The 14,153-nt window shown below is 49.4% G+C and carries 14 protein-coding genes and 1 riboswitch; of the genes, 8 read left to right on the forward strand and 6 right to left on the reverse strand.

The window, feature by feature from the left end; all coding sequences use genetic code 11:
* Positions 1–122 precede the first annotated feature (122 nt).
* The 5 genes from ACYSNS_RS00170 to crcB all read right to left on the reverse strand — a co-directional run bounded on the left by ACYSNS_RS00170 (position 123) and on the right by crcB (position 6,140).
* On the reverse strand, positions 123–1,028 hold the full coding sequence (locus ACYSNS_RS00170) for a HEPN domain-containing protein (protein WP_461721112.1): 906 nt from the start codon (positions 1,026–1,028) through the stop codon (positions 123–125).
* A 67-nt stretch (positions 1,029–1,095) separates the two neighbouring features.
* Positions 1,096–3,891 carry an aminomethyl-transferring glycine dehydrogenase gene (gcvP, locus tag ACYSNS_RS00175; RefSeq protein ID WP_461721113.1) on the reverse strand — a complete coding sequence of 932 codons (2,796 nt, stop codon included), beginning with the start codon at positions 3,889–3,891 and terminating at the stop codon, positions 1,096–1,098.
* A gap of 5 nt (positions 3,892–3,896) precedes the next feature.
* Complete coding sequence (gene gcvH, locus ACYSNS_RS00180) at positions 3,897–4,265, reverse strand: glycine cleavage system protein GcvH (RefSeq protein WP_461721114.1); 369 nt, start codon at positions 4,263–4,265, stop codon at positions 3,897–3,899.
* Positions 4,266–4,270: 5 nt separating this feature from the next.
* On the reverse strand, positions 4,271–5,377 hold the full coding sequence (gcvT, locus tag ACYSNS_RS00185) for a glycine cleavage system aminomethyltransferase GcvT (RefSeq protein WP_461721115.1): 1,107 nt from the start codon (positions 5,375–5,377) through the stop codon (positions 4,271–4,273).
* A 145-nt stretch (positions 5,378–5,522) separates the two neighbouring features.
* Positions 5,523–5,622: riboswitch (glycine riboswitch) on the reverse strand.
* 92 nt (positions 5,623–5,714) lie between these two features.
* Complete coding sequence (gene crcB / locus ACYSNS_RS00190; RefSeq protein WP_461721116.1) at positions 5,715–6,140, reverse strand: fluoride efflux transporter CrcB; 426 nt, start codon at positions 6,138–6,140, stop codon at positions 5,715–5,717.
* Between the two features lie 72 nt (positions 6,141–6,212).
* Between crcB and ACYSNS_RS00195 the strand changes: the two genes are divergently transcribed.
* From ACYSNS_RS00195 to ACYSNS_RS00220, 6 genes are all read left to right on the forward strand, one after another.
* Positions 6,213–6,719, forward strand: coding sequence for a prolyl-tRNA synthetase associated domain-containing protein (locus tag ACYSNS_RS00195; RefSeq protein WP_461721117.1), 507 nt, complete (start codon positions 6,213–6,215; stop codon positions 6,717–6,719).
* A 71-nt stretch (positions 6,720–6,790) separates the two neighbouring features.
* Complete coding sequence (gene trxA, locus ACYSNS_RS00200) at positions 6,791–7,741, forward strand: thioredoxin (RefSeq protein WP_461721118.1); 951 nt, start codon at positions 6,791–6,793, stop codon at positions 7,739–7,741.
* A gap of 92 nt (positions 7,742–7,833) precedes the next feature.
* On the forward strand, positions 7,834–8,490 hold the full coding sequence (locus ACYSNS_RS00205; protein ID WP_461721119.1) for an LON peptidase substrate-binding domain-containing protein: 657 nt from the start codon (positions 7,834–7,836) through the stop codon (positions 8,488–8,490).
* Positions 8,491–8,553: 63 nt separating this feature from the next.
* Positions 8,554–8,745 (forward strand): Trm112 family protein, encoded by a 192-nt coding sequence (locus ACYSNS_RS00210; protein WP_461721120.1) that lies wholly within the window; start codon positions 8,554–8,556, stop codon positions 8,743–8,745.
* A gap of 166 nt (positions 8,746–8,911) precedes the next feature.
* Positions 8,912–10,024, forward strand: a complete 1,113-nt coding sequence (leuB, locus tag ACYSNS_RS00215; protein ID WP_461721121.1) for a 3-isopropylmalate dehydrogenase — start codon at positions 8,912–8,914, stop codon at positions 10,022–10,024.
* 748 nt (positions 10,025–10,772) lie between these two features.
* Complete coding sequence (locus ACYSNS_RS00220; protein ID WP_461721122.1) at positions 10,773–11,804, forward strand: aspartate-semialdehyde dehydrogenase; 1,032 nt, start codon at positions 10,773–10,775, stop codon at positions 11,802–11,804.
* Positions 11,805–11,869: 65 nt separating this feature from the next.
* Here ACYSNS_RS00220 and ACYSNS_RS00225 read toward each other — a convergent pair whose 3' ends face one another.
* Positions 11,870–12,481: an SH3 domain-containing protein gene (locus ACYSNS_RS00225; protein WP_461721123.1), complete on the reverse strand. Its 612-nt coding sequence runs from the start codon at positions 12,479–12,481 to the stop codon at positions 11,870–11,872.
* A gap of 411 nt (positions 12,482–12,892) precedes the next feature.
* On the opposite strand from ACYSNS_RS00225, the gene ACYSNS_RS00230 reads away from it, so the two are divergent.
* Both ACYSNS_RS00230 and ACYSNS_RS00235 read left to right on the forward strand, forming a co-directional pair.
* Positions 12,893–13,078, forward strand: coding sequence for a hypothetical protein (locus tag ACYSNS_RS00230; protein WP_461721124.1), 186 nt, complete (start codon positions 12,893–12,895; stop codon positions 13,076–13,078).
* Positions 13,079–13,334: 256 nt separating this feature from the next.
* Complete coding sequence (locus ACYSNS_RS00235; protein WP_461721125.1) at positions 13,335–14,153, forward strand: MetQ/NlpA family ABC transporter substrate-binding protein; 819 nt, start codon at positions 13,335–13,337, stop codon at positions 14,151–14,153.

Genomic DNA, 14,153 nt, shown 5'->3' on the forward strand with positions numbered 1-14,153 from the left:
CCCGATTGATGTGCATCATCAATCGGATAAGATACCGCGACAAATCAAAAGCTTGAGACGCGCCGGCGCCGGATAGCATCAGGTCGAAAAGCGCTCTTATGAAGCGGTTTTGTCGGGAAACGCTACTTGGCTGCAAGCGCCTTTTCGCAAGCCGCAACCACCTTTTCGCGCAACAGTTTGATGCGGCTTTCCAGCCAATCAAGCTCTTCATTGGTGATTTCATAATGGCGTGAATAACGCCCTTTGACATAAGCGTCATACAACCGCTCAAAAGCGCGTTCTGCACGACGGTCATGAATAGGCCAAAGGTCTTTCAGTTCCGGCACCAAGTTTACTGCCTTTTGGTGCAATTTTTTAAGATCGTGAAGTTTAGGTGCATAAAGCTTCAACGTTAAAAGCACACAATGATAAAGCGTTTCTGTTGCTTGATGGAGATGAAAAGCAGCAAGATTTTGAAATTTATCCCCTTGTTCTCTTGCAAGACTTGCCATCTTCAAGAACTTATCGGCTTCTTCAATATATTCATGAAACCATCTTTCCGCCATCACCTTACGGCGTTTGGGTTTCAGGGGGCCAATGGGGCTGAACGGATAGCCTTCCAATTCGTATAATGTAATACCGTCATTGACTATATCCACATAGAACGGCCAGCCATCTCTGAGCTTGGCGTTCATCTCCTTATAGCCGTGTATCACCAAACCGGGACTGGAATGGTCGGATGCACTCAGTGACGGTATATTTATGAGGGCCTCTTCCACACCATGCCAGTATTTAGGATTTTTAAAGCGTGTATTGTTGAGCAGTATGCAAAAATCATAATCAGAATGATAGCCCGATGTATTATCATTGACATAGCCGCCGCGGGCATGGGAGCCATAAAGAATAACTCTAACAATTTTCGCGTCTTTAGTGCTGCGGTACGGGCTTGGTTCAAACTGCTGTTGAAATGTATGCAAGATCGTGTCCAGCATCAGCTTGACCATGCGCTGTTTGGATTGTGGCAAATGCTCTAGCTTTTCATCCATCATAGTTTAGCTTTAAACGATGAAGGGTTAAAATAAAAGAAAAAGCCCGCAATTAAGCGGGCTTTCATTTTTAGCGGTAGTTGGAGAGTGGCGGACAGGAACAGATAAGATTTCTGTCGCCCGCCACATTGTCAATGCGCGAGACAGGCGGCCAGTATTTATCCGCCGGATCGCTATTGGGGTTCGGGAATGCCGCGACCTGTCTGGAATAGGCATGGGCCCAATTGTCGTCAATCGTGTCACCCAGCGTATGGGGTGCATTGGCCAACGGATTATCATCCTTCGGCCAAACACCGGCACCCACTTTTTTCGCCTCTTCCGCAATCGAAAGCAGTGCTTCACACAAACGATCGATTTCAGACTTCGGTTCGGATTCCGTTGGCTCAATCATCAATGTGCCGGGCACTGGAAATGACATGGTTGGCGCATGGAAGCCATAGTCGATCAAGCGCTTGGCCACATCATCAACCGTAATGCCATATTCGTCCTTCAACACGCGTGTGTCCACAATACATTCATGCGCCACGCAGCCCTGCTTGCCCTTGTAAAGAATCGGGTAAGCAGCCGACAAACGTTCCGCAATGTAGTTGGCATTCAAAATGGCAGTTTCTGTTGCCAGTTTCAAACCATCCGGCCCCATCATACGGATATACATCCAGGTGATGACAAGGATTGACGCACTGCCAAAAGGCGCTGCCGACACGGCATGACTGGTTGCACATTCTTCATGCCCCGGCAAAAAGGCTTTCAAATGCTGTGCCACACCGATCGGCCCAACACCCGGGCCACCACCGCCATGTGGAATGGCAAAGGTTTTATGCAGGTTCATGTGGCAGACATCTGCCCCCACATCAGCCGGACGTGCCAACGCTACCAGCGCATTGAGGTTGGCACCGTCAAAATAGACCTGACCGCCATTATCGTGGATAATCTTGCAGATATCCTTGATGCTTTCCTCATAGACCCCATGAGTGGAAGGGTAGGTAATCATCAAAGCAGCCAAATGGTCTTTATGCTGCTCGGCTTTGGCTTTCAGATCATCAACATCCACATCGCCATCACTCAAACATTTTACCACAACAACATCCATGCCGGCCATATGGGCAGAGGCAGGGTTGGTGCCATGGGCCGATGCCGGAATGAGGCAGATGTTACGGTTATGGTCGCCGCGCGATTCATGATAGCGACGAATAGCCAGAAGACCGGCATATTCACCCTGCGCACCGGAATTCGGCTGGAAGGAAACCGCTGCAAAACCGGTAATTTCGCACAGCCAGTCATGCAACTGGCCAATCATTGCCTGATAACCAGCGCTGTCGCTTTCTGGTGCAAAGGGGTGCAGGCTTGCAACCGAGGCCCAGCTGACCGGAATCATTTCGGCAGCGGCATTAAGCTTCATGGTGCAAGACCCAAGCGGGATCATCGCACGATCAAGTGCCAGATCCTTGTCGGCCAGACGACGCAAAAAGCGCATCATCTCTGTTTCGGAGTGCACGGCATGGAAAAATGGCTGGCTGAGGAAAGAAGCATCGCGCGCCTTGCCAAACATTTTTGAAGCGGCTTTTTCGCTAAGCTTCGCACCAAACAGTTCAGCCAGTGCGGATGCATCATCTTCGGTCGACAATTCATCAAAATTGATGGAAACCATGTCGCCGTCCAAAACACGGATAAGGCGGCCGCCTGCTTCAGCATTGGATACAATGTCCTGTGCCTTGCCTTTGGCATCAACCGTGACACAATCAAAAAAGCTTTCGCTTGCAAGTGTGTAGCCTGCAGCTTTCAACCCTTCGGCAAAACGTGCCGCCAGATCATGAATGCGGCTGGCAATCGCCTGCAAACCCTTCGGCCCATGCCAGATGGCGTAAGCTGTTGCCATATTGGCAAGCAGGGCCTGTGCTGTACAGATATTGGATGTCGCTTTATCGCGACGGATATGCTGTTCACGTGTTTGCAAGGCAAGGCGGAAACCGGCGCGCCCCTTGGTATCAATCGACTGGCCAACAATACGACCGGGGATCAAACGGGTGAGCGGTTCACTCACAGCCAGATAACCGGCATGCGGGCCGCCAAAGCCCATCGGCACGCCATAACGCTGCATCGAGCCGACGACGATATCGGCACCCCATTTTGCCGGTGCTTCCATCATTGTCAAAGCCAGCGGATCAGCGACAACAATCACCAATGCGCCACTAGCCTTTGCCTGCTTGATCGCATCGCTATGATCGAGGAACCGTCCCTTTGTATCCGGCCAAGCCAGAACAATGGCAGCGGTTGCGGTGGAAATTTCCCCATTCTCGACAATCTGGTAGCCTTGCGTTTCCGCACGGGTTTTTGCCACATCCAATGTCTGCGGATGAAGGTCACCGATGACAGAAATTTCGGTTTTCTTATCACGGGAAAAACGCACAGCAACAGCATTGGCTTCTGCCAAAGCGGTTGCCTCATCAAGCAGTGAAGCGGCAGCAATGGGCAGGCCTGTCAATTCGGCCACCAATGTCTGGAAGTTGAAAAGCAATTCCAGACGCCCTTGGCTGATTTCAGCCTGATACGGTGTATAGGCTGTGTACCACGCCGGATTTTCAAACATATTGCGCAAGATGACCGGTGGAACAAAGGTACCGTGATAGCCCTGTCCGATAAAGCTTTTACGCAAACGGTTGCGGTCCATCAAACCGCGCAATTCATCCAAAGCCTGTTGCTCGCTGGCAGCCTTTGGCAAATCCAGCGGACGGTTAAGACGGATAGATTGTGGCACTGCCTTAGAGACCAGCGCTTCAAGACTGGAAACCTTAAGGGTTTCCAGCATCTGCGTTGCCTCTTCAGGGCGAGGACCAATGTGACGTGAAGAAAAGGGAAGTTCCTGCATCAAAATTATCCAATCAGGGCTTTGTAACCGTCAGCGTCCATCAAACCTTCAAGCTGGCTTTCATCAGCAAGCTTCATTTTCCACAACCAGCCTTCATTTTCAGCCTTCTGGTTAACCATAGCAGGGTCTGACGACAGAGCTTCGTTGACCTCTGTCACATCGCCATTCACCGGCGCATAAACGTCTGATGCAGCTTTAACCGATTCTACCACAGCCACAGCGTCGCCCTTGGACATGGTGCTGCCGACTTCCGGCAATTCAACAAATACCAGATCGCCCAATTGTTCTTGCGCGTGATTGGTAATGCCAACGGTTGCAACGCCACCCTCGACGCTGATCCATTCGTGGTCTTCGGTGAAATATAATTTTGCCATGTGAATTATCCTTTGAAATAACGTTGTTCGACGAAGGGGAGCGAATGCACGGAGAGTTCTATTTGTCTGCCACGCACTTCGGTAAAGAGTTTGGTGCCGACAGTCGCAAGATCTGCCGCGACATATCCCATAGCTACCGGCCCATCAAATGAAGGGCCAAAGCCACCGGACGTAACAGTCCCGACCGACTTGCCATCACCATCAAAAATTTCAGCACCGCCACGCACCGGCTGGCGGGTTTCCGGCTTCAAACCGACACGGCGGCGGCTTGGCCCTTTGGCCAAGGCATCCAGAAACGCTTGCGCGCCGACGAAACCGGCCTTTTCACGCACGGCTTTGGTAACCGCCCATGTAATACCGGCTTCCACAGGATTGGTATCAACGGTAATGTCATTGCCATGCAGACAAAGGCCTGCTTCAAGCCGTAAGCTGTCACGCGCGGCAAGACCGATCCATTCCACACGCGGATCTGCCAATAATTTTTCTGCCAATGCCACGGCTTGCGCTTCCGGCAGGCCAATTTCAAAACCATCTTCACCGGTATAGCCCGAGCGGGTCATAAACCAGTTTTCCTTGGGCTCGAAACCATGCATGAAGACAAGCTCATTACCGGCCAAACCGGCATCGGCTATCACCTTTGCGGCTTCCGGCCCTTGCAATGCCAAAAATACGCGATCAAGCGGTTCAACCTTGCAATCGAAACCGTTGGCACGCTTCGTCAATTCGGCAATATCGGCATCGGCATTACCGGCATTGGCAACAACCATAAAACGGCTATCGCCCAAACGGGTGACAATCAAATCATCAAGAATGCCCGCCTCGTCATTGAGCAGATAGTTATAGCGTGACTGCCCCTGCTTTAACGCACTCGCATCAATTGGCAAAGCCGCTGCCAGAAAGTCTGCCGCTTGCGGTCCTTCCACCACAATCAGCTTCATGTGCGAAATGTCAAAAAGCCCTGCATGGGCGCGGGTGTGGAGATGCTCCTTCATGACACCCAATGGATAGGTCAAAGGCATATTCCAACCGGCAAAGCCGCCAAATTTGGCACCGGCTTTTTCATGCAATTGATGAAGCGGTAAAATTTTCAAATCTTGAGAATGGTCGCCCATAATAACTCCGAGGTTGTGCCAACAGGCGCACAATGCGCCTATCTTACACCCCTCTGTCTCAAGCCTGAGAGACTCGCGGAAAGGCGTAACCCCTCCCACTTACACCTTCGGCGCGGGGATAACCCCGACTTTCCAGAGCTGTCTTGGTCTTTTTACGGTTCCTGATGCCTGAGAGATTACGGGCTGTTTCCCCTTCGGCGGTGGATCACACGGTTAAGTTTTCCACACTCTCCCGCAAAAAGATGAAAGAGATGTCGCCATCCTTCCTGACATAATACGCTTCTATCGTATCTCAAAAACGAAGTCATCCGCTATTTTCATGTCGCTCACAGACAAATCACGCCTCTTCTTCCACCTGCAGCTGGGCAATCTCGCGGCCACCGCCATTTAGCTTTTGTGCGCAATAAAATCCCAATGCGGTGGCGGCAAGACACAAGACCACCGAGAGAGCGATATTGATAAATGCCCGCCCCACGGCGCCATTGCGCAAAAGCTCGAAACTTTGCAAACTAAACGATGAAAAGGTGGTGAAACCACCACAAATACCGATCATAACAAACAAGCGGATATTTTCAGACAGCGGATATTTTGCCCCGACAACCGTCATCGCGCCAAACAATGCAATGATGAAAGAACCGACAATATTGATGGTTATGGTGCCCCAAGGCAAATTTTTGCTAAGGGCCGCCATGGCGATCCCCAGCCAGAAGCGGGCAATGCTCCCTATGGCACCACCAAGTGCGACACACAATGTTGCAGTCATCGTTCATTCTCCTTATGAAGGATGGATAGAATGTTTCAAACAGTGAAACAATGCAAGGTTTTGTGAGGGCTCATGGCAGCGGGACAACAGCAATTGATGGACTATTTGGCAGATTTGGGCATAAAGGTTAAAACCCACAGCCATGATGCGGTATTCCGGGTGGATGAAGGCGAAGATATCAAGCAGGATATACCCGGCGGCCACACCAAAAACCTGTTTTTAAAAGATAAGAAAAGTCGCTATTTCCTCGTCACCGTAGATGCCCATGCCGTTGTCGACCTGAAGCAGCTTCATACTTTAATTGGTGCGTCGGGCCGCCTGTCTTTTGGTTCGGCTGAAAAGCTCGACGAATATTTGGGGCTTTATCCCGGTGCTGTGAGCGTTTTCGGTTTGCTGAACGACACACAAAAGCAGGTGACCATCATTCTGGATGAAAGCCTCATGCAAAATGATTTGATCAATTGCCATCCGATGACCAATGAAGCTACAACTTCTATTGCGCGCGATGATCTTTTAAAATTCATTACCGCGACCGGACATGAACCGCATATACTGCATGTTTCACAGACGCAGGGTTGAAATCGCCATCGGGCGATACGATTTTGATACAGAATAAACGCATTAATTCCACGCTTTGACAGGACTTCCAAATGAGCGACAACCCTTTTGCAGCACCAACAGGCCAGATGAATGCCAATGTCGATTTTAGCAATGGCGCTTCAGCAGCTGGCGGCACTGTTGTCAAAGACACAACCACGGCAGGTTTTCCCAACGATGTATTGGCTGAGTCAAAAAAACAACCGGTGCTGGTTGATTTCTGGGCCCCATGGTGTGGCCCCTGCAAGCAATTGGGGCCAATCATTGAAAAGGCGGTGAAGGATGCAAAAGGCGCCGTCAAACTGGTAAAGATGAATATTGATGACCATCCCGCTATTCCGGGCCAGTTGGGCATACAGTCTATACCGGCAGTGATAGCATTTGTCGACGGACGCCCGGTCGACGGGTTTATGGGTGCGCAACCGGAAAGCGAAGTCAAAAAGTTCATTGCAAAACTGACCGGTGGTGAAAAAGAAGCGGCCATTGCCGAAGCCGTGGAAGCGGCCAGCACGTTGGTGCAAAGTGGCGACCTGACGCAGGCCGCCAATCTTTATGCCCAGATTTTGCAACAGGCGCCTGAAACGGTTGCTGCCATTGCAGGACTCGCGGACATTATGCTTTTGACCGGTGAAATGGATCAGGCAAAAGCCATTTTGGCAACCGCGCCGGAAGGCAAGCAAGGCGACCCGCTTTTGCGTGCGGTAGAGGCAAAAATTGCCTTACAGGAGCAAACCGCCGCACTTGGCGACCCAATGGCTCTTACAAAACGTATTGCTGAAAATCCAAAAGATTATCAGGCACGTTTCGATCTCGCGCTGATATATAATGCACAAGACAAACGCGACGAAGCCGCGGATGAATTGTTCACCATCATGAAAGCGGATCGCGCATGGAATGATGACGGAGCAAGAAAGCAGTTGTTGCAGTTTTTTGAAGCCTGGGGCGCGATGGACCCCGCAACACTTTCTGCCCGCCGCAAATTATCATCGCTGCTTTTCGCCTGAGAAATCTGCGACATATAGGATAAAGTGAGACGATGTGTACCATATCGCATCGGCAGTGCAACGAAGCTACAGAACTATAAGACAGGATTTTTATGAAAGCTGGAAATGCCCACTATACAGGCTCTCAAGACCTGCCCGATCAGGTTGCTTTATTTCCGCTTGAAGGTGTTCTTTTGTTACCGGGCGGCTACCTGCCGTTAAACGTCTTTGAACCGCGCTATCTTGAAATGATAGAGGATGCGATGGGGGGAAACCGCTTAATCGGGATTATCCAGCCATTATCCGGCGATGAACCAAAACCGGAGCTGTACAAAATCGGCTGCCTTGGTCGTATTTCAAGCTATAGCGAAACCGGTGACGGGCGTATCATGATCGGCCTTCAGGGCATTTGTCGCTTTTCGCTTACCGGCGAACTCGCAACACAGACCCCCTATCGTATAGCGACAATTAAACCCGATCCGAGTGACCTTGTCGAAGCGGAAGATTTTGATCTTGTCGACCGTGAAGATCTGCTCAATACGTTTGAGGAATTTCTGGACGCAAATGAGATGGAGGCCGATTGGGACAGCATCATGCAGGCTCCAACGCAAACGCTTGTCAACGCGCTTTCCATTGTGGCGCCGTTTGGCCCTGCTGAAAAACAGGCTTTATTGGAAGCACCCGACATTGCAACCCGGGCTGAAACATTGATAGCATTGACCGAACGGTCTTTGATGATGCAGACCGGTGACGACACAGTATTAAACTGACAGGCCGGGCCTATTTTCACAAGACCGGCCTGGATGAACAGGTCTCGATTGACAGGTAGTCAAATGACAAAGCATGCCACTGATCCTAAAATGCTTGAGTTACTGGTTTGTCCGGTAACAGGCGGCTTGCTGCATTTCGATCGGGAGCGGCAAGAGCTGATATCCAAGAAAGCACGTCTTGCCTATCCTATCCGCGATGGCATTCCAATTATGCTGGCATCGGAAGCGCGGCCGCTTGAGGAAAATGAAATTTAATTTTCAGCCATAGTTTCGCTTTACAAATACCATGCTATAACAGGCCGATAAGCGCGCAGCCATGACATCAATGATGATTTGCGGCGCATTTCTTCTATTTGATGCGACCGGTTTTGAAAGCCACCGGTTTTTCGGCCGTCGCAGAATTTTTTAGGGCGGAACAATTATGGCATCCAGAAAACTCTTTCTTCTTCCCGGCGACGGGATCGGCGTTGAATCCATGGCCGAAGTGCGCAAGATTATAAGCTATATGAACGACGAGCTTGGCCTCGATTTTGTATGTGAGGAAGGCCTAGTCGGCGGAGCGGCCTATGACGCACATGGCAAAGCCATATCCGATGAGGATATGGCCCGGGCGCTCGCAGCCGATGCTGTTTTGTTTGGTGCCGTGGGCGGCCCGAAATGGGATGGTGTGCCATATGATGTGCGGCCTGAAGCCGGCCTTTTGCGTCTGCGCAAGGATTTACAGCTTTTTGCCAATTTGCGTCCCGCCATCTGCTATCCGGCCTTGGCGTCTGCCTCATCGCTCAAACGCGAGCTGGTTGAAGGTTTGGACATCCTGATTGTGCGTGAATTGACGGGCGGTGTCTATTTCGGCGAACCAAAGGAAATCATCGATCTGGGTGAAGGTCAAAAACGTGCCATCGATACGCAGGTTTATGACACCTATGAAATTGAACGCATTGCCGCTGTTGCATTCGAGCTTGCACGCACAAGAAAGAATAAAGTAACATCAATGGAAAAACGCAACGTCATGAAATCTGGCGTTTTGTGGAATGAAGTGGTCAGTAAAGTCCATAAGGATAATTATTCCGACGTTCATTTGGAACATATGTTGGCCGATTCCGGCGGTATGCAGATTGTGCGGGCGCCAAAACAGTTTGACGTGATTGTCACCGACAATCTATTCGGCGATCTCCTTTCAGACATTGCTGCCATGCTCACCGGTTCACTTGGTATGTTGCCATCAGCATCCCTTGGTGCGGAGGATCCAAAAACCGGCAGCCGCAAGGCAATGTATGAACCGGTTCATGGTTCAGCGCCTGACATAGCCGGCAAAGGCATTGCCAATCCGATTGCGATGATTGCTTCGCTTGCCATGTGTCTGCGTTATTCATTTTTGATGGGCGCAGAAGCAGAGCGGTTGGAACGCGCCATTTCAGCTGTTCTGGAAGATGGTGTCAGAACCGCCGACATTTATGCCGAGGGCACCAAAAAAGTATCGACAAGTGAAATGGGTGATGCGATTTTGGAGAAATTCAAAACAATGGCGGCTTGACGCCATTATATATCGTCAATGCAATAGCAATTTGAAATCAGCGGCAGGGAAACCTGCCGCTTTTTTGTTCTTTCACGGCAATCATCTTTTTGACAAACGCTCGGCATCCATAGCAAGCCGTTAGTTTCTGACATATATGTAATATGACGACGATCCAGCCATGACCTTTAGAGCACGTTCGGTATTTGATGCACCAAATACGTGCTCTAAGTTTTTGGTTTTTCCGCATTTTTGTCCAATAGGAGTGGGATTAAGAAAACGATCCTGTGAATCGTTTTCCCACGGATGCGCTTCACACTTTTAGGAAAATGCTCTAGCGACGCTGCACTGTGATGGCCTTATTCCTTCATTTGCTAATCGGAAGATGCAAGAGGGATACGAAAAAAGATGCCCGATGCCTCATATTTCTATCACAGCCAAAAAGTCATTCGAGCAGAATTAACGGGCTTCAGCCAATAGACATGCATTGTGTTTCTTGACAGACGTTTAAAATACGATAAAAAAGCGGTACTCAAGGAGTTTTTGGATGCGCAATCACGCGATCTCGGCTGAACAAAGATACTGCCTATCTCATGGCAGCGTTTTTGCATGCACTTTCTTGACCATTATTGGCCTCAAAAAAACGACGATTAAGATTATCTGACGTCCCTTGGCCAACCTGCCCTCTCCCGGGTCCGGCCCGGGGAAGGAAAGCCCGACCGGCCGCCGGGCTTCTTCAACAGACGGAGAGGGACAGGAGTTTAAATAAATGGGTTTTAAGGTTGCAGTTGTCGGCGCCACCGGAAATGTCGGTCGCGAAATGCTCAATATTCTGGAAGAACGTGGATTTCCCGCAGATGAGGTTGTGCCATTGGCATCACGCCGCTCATTGGGCACGGAAGTTTCCTATGGCGATAAAACGTTGAAGGTTAAGGTTCTCGATACATACGACTTTTCCGATACAGATATTTGTCTGATGTCTGCAGGTGGCAACATTGCCAAGGAATGGGCACCAAAAATCGGTGCAGCCGGCTGTGTTGTTATTGATAACTCTTCCGCTTGGCGCTACGACGCCGATGTGCCGCTGGTTATTCCGGAAGTCAATCCTGATGCCGTCGACGGCTTTAGAAAGCGCAATATTATAGCCAACCCGAACTGCTCCACTGCACAATTGTTGGTGGCGTTGAAGCCGTTGCATGATGCCGCTACAATCAAGCGTGTTGTTGTCTCGACCTATCAATCGGTCTCGGGTGCTGGAAAAGAAGGCATGGACGAGCTATTCGAACAGTCACGCGCCGTTTTTGTTGCCGATCCGGTAACCGCGAAAAAATTCACCAAGCGCATTGCCTTCAACGTTATTCCCCATATCGACGTCTTCATGGAAGACGGATATACCAAGGAAGAATGGAAGATGATGGCCGAGACCAAAAAGATGCTTGATCCAAAAATCAAGCTTTCGGCTACAGCTGTTCGCGTTCCGGTCTTCATCGGCCATGGTGAAGCCGTCAATGTCGAGTTTGAGAAACCCATCTCTGCTGAAGAAGCACGTGATATTCTGCGTGAGGCACCGGGTTGCCAAGTGGTTGATAAGCGCGAAGATGGCGGCTACATCACACCTTATGAATGCGCCGGTGAAGACGATACTTTCATCAGCCGTATCCGTGAAGATATTACCGTTGAAAATGGTTTGTCTTTCTGGATCGTATCCGACAATTTGCGCAAGGGTGCAGCTTTGAACACAATTCAGATTGCTGAACTGTTGATTGCCAAGGGTTTAATCACCCCTAAAGCTGCCCAATAAAACAAAAAAGATCGCTGCAATAGCAAACGCATTGCAGCGATCTGATTATCGTTCTGCCTGAGAAATTACCGATCAATGACCTGATAGCGTGTTTCTACACGTTCAAAATTGCGGTCATTCACGTCATCATTCATGATAGGATTGTAAGCGTTTACGTGGTCGACCGCCCTGTTTGGTAGTGCGACACGCACGTTCTGTTCCTCAACAACCGTTCGATCACTGCGATTTCCGGCTGTGAATGGATAGCTGATAACCTTGACTGGCAACGTTACAACACTGCCAACGATGGGGAATGCCTCATCAAAGCCGATTGTTTTGTCCTGTCTGACGATGGCTGTAGCAGGATCATGCATTGGCTTATAGGAATTATAGCGCACGGCCTGTGTTGTTTCTGCAGAAATCACAGGCACATGATGCGCATTTTTTGCATGGATAAGATTGGCGGCTGACCAGCCGCTGACACCATTATAGCTGACAGAGCACCATGCGCGATTCGCGAGGCAGCCATTGATCTTAACAGCGTTTCCGCGCGGAATTGTCGCAGCTACGCCATAGGCTGTAGATGGCCCCGAACGCAGGTTGACGTTTTGTGTTGCCATGCCGGACGCAGCCATTGCACCGGTAGCGCCGATAAGGGTTGTCAAAGCGACGGTAGACGATAAGAGTAGCGATTTCATTTGAGTGTTTCCTTCCTTTTATAATTGTATTTTCCTGTCATTCACCTTGGGAATGCTTGGATTTTTTTACGTAGACTTCCCAGTTTTTCTGGGTTTTCGGTCTACCTTTTTACATGATGTTGCCATCTTGCCAGTCCCGGCCTGTCTTTAAAGGCATCATCAGACACCAGACAGGTCGTGCAGATTTTTCACACCTGCACTCAGCCAACTTTTCCGCCCCTTAAACAAGCTAAACTGTTTTCACGGGCACATCCGTTGCCGAAGACCGTATGGTAAAATCTTGAGATTTTAGATGGTTCCGAAGAGCGCGATTTTTTTGATCTTTGCAACAATCATGATAATATATAAGACAAGCTGACAGATTCCGGTACAAAACTGGAAGAACAATGCGGCGATAAAAGGAGGCAAAAAATGTTACGTGCTGCTGCTCAGGCGATTTTGGATTGCGCTGGTTTTATTGCCTCGATTTTTGTCCCGCAAGACGCAACGAATTTTGACTTCATTCAGATGTGCGTTGCTTTATTGATGATTATTTTCGTTGCTCTTGCCATTTGGTATCTGCCGCAGCTTTTCCACCGCGGCAACAGCCACCGCTGAAGAGTGTTGAAACATTTTTCCAATGATCCGGCTATTTATGAAAAATAGCTTATGGGAAAAATGATTATCCTATTGAAAATTTTCCTTGGTTTTTATACCACGTCCGATAAAACTATCCTTTAAGTCGCGCTGCAAATGCTGAAAAATCAAAGCAGGCATTTGTCGGGATATTCCGGATCGGCCGGAAAGCACAATCATTTCGCTTGTGTTTTGGGTAAAGTGCCCTGAAAATGGGTTAAAACAAGGATCATGCACTATGTTTTTCGACAAAATCAAAAGACGTACCGCACTGGGTTTGCTCGTTTCATTTGCAGCTTTGGCTGCTTATGCTCCAGCGACCCACGCCGCCGATAAAACCAGTATCAAGCTTGGCACAATGGAAGGCGAAGAAAGCGACGTCTGGAAAGTTGCTGTCGAGCAAGCCAAAAAAGAAGGCCTTAACATCGATCTCGTCTATTTTTCTGATTATGCATTGCCCAATGAAGCGGTAAACTCCGGCGACATTGATGCAAACTCATTTCAACATCAGCCCTATCTTGATGCGCAGATTGAGCAGCGTGGCTACAAATTATCAATTGTCGGCCATACAATCCTTTTCCCCATCGGCATCTATTCGCATAAGATTAAGGATATGAAAGATCTTCGTGATGGTGCGGTTGTCGGCATTCCAAATGACCCTTCAAATGGCGGTCGCGCATTGCGGCTCCTTAATGATATGGGTTTGATCAAGCTTAAGGATCCAACCGACGTTTTGGCAACAAAGCTCGACATTGTTGAAAACCCGAAAAATCTCGAAATCCGCGAACTTGATGCCGGAATGCTCGGACGGGCTATTGATGACTTCGATATAGCCATCGTCAATACCAACTGGGCGCTGACCACCGGCCTTAGCCCGGAAAAGGACGCGATTGCCTGGGAAAAGGCTGAAAACAATCCTTATAACAATATTATCGTTGTGCGCACTGCGGACAAGGATGAGCCTTGGGTGAAAAAACTGGTAGCGGCGTATAATTCCGAACCTGTCCGTGCCAAAATTAAAGAAGTGTTTGGCCCAACCGTAAAAACGTCTTGGTAA

This window comes from Bartonella sp. LJL80 (assembly GCF_054871565.1).

Bases quoted from the DNA above. Each gene is read 5' to 3' on its own strand.
- ACYSNS_RS00170 (WP_461721112.1), bottom strand. From the start codon at position 1,028: ATGATGGATGAAAAGCTAGAGCATTTGCCACAATCCAAACAGCGCATG.
- gcvP (WP_461721113.1), bottom strand. From the start codon at position 3,891: ATGCAGGAACTTCCCTTTTCTTCACGTCACATTGGTCCTCGCCCTGAA.
- gcvH (WP_461721114.1), bottom strand. From the start codon at position 4,265: ATGGCAAAATTATATTTCACCGAAGACCACGAATGGATCAGCGTCGAG.
- gcvT (WP_461721115.1), bottom strand. From the start codon at position 5,377: ATGGGCGACCATTCTCAAGATTTGAAAATTTTACCGCTTCATCAATTG.
- crcB (WP_461721116.1), bottom strand. From the start codon at position 6,140: ATGACTGCAACATTGTGTGTCGCACTTGGTGGTGCCATAGGGAGCATT.
- ACYSNS_RS00195 (WP_461721117.1), top strand. From the start codon at position 6,213: ATGGCAGCGGGACAACAGCAATTGATGGACTATTTGGCAGATTTGGGC.
- trxA (WP_461721118.1), top strand. From the start codon at position 6,791: ATGAGCGACAACCCTTTTGCAGCACCAACAGGCCAGATGAATGCCAAT.
- ACYSNS_RS00205 (WP_461721119.1), top strand. From the start codon at position 7,834: ATGAAAGCTGGAAATGCCCACTATACAGGCTCTCAAGACCTGCCCGAT.
- ACYSNS_RS00210 (WP_461721120.1), top strand. From the start codon at position 8,554: ATGACAAAGCATGCCACTGATCCTAAAATGCTTGAGTTACTGGTTTGT.
- leuB (WP_461721121.1), top strand. From the start codon at position 8,912: ATGGCATCCAGAAAACTCTTTCTTCTTCCCGGCGACGGGATCGGCGTT.
- ACYSNS_RS00220 (WP_461721122.1), top strand. From the start codon at position 10,773: ATGGGTTTTAAGGTTGCAGTTGTCGGCGCCACCGGAAATGTCGGTCGC.
- ACYSNS_RS00225 (WP_461721123.1), bottom strand. From the start codon at position 12,481: ATGAAATCGCTACTCTTATCGTCTACCGTCGCTTTGACAACCCTTATC.
- ACYSNS_RS00230 (WP_461721124.1), top strand. From the start codon at position 12,893: ATGTTACGTGCTGCTGCTCAGGCGATTTTGGATTGCGCTGGTTTTATT.
- ACYSNS_RS00235 (WP_461721125.1), top strand. From the start codon at position 13,335: ATGTTTTTCGACAAAATCAAAAGACGTACCGCACTGGGTTTGCTCGTT.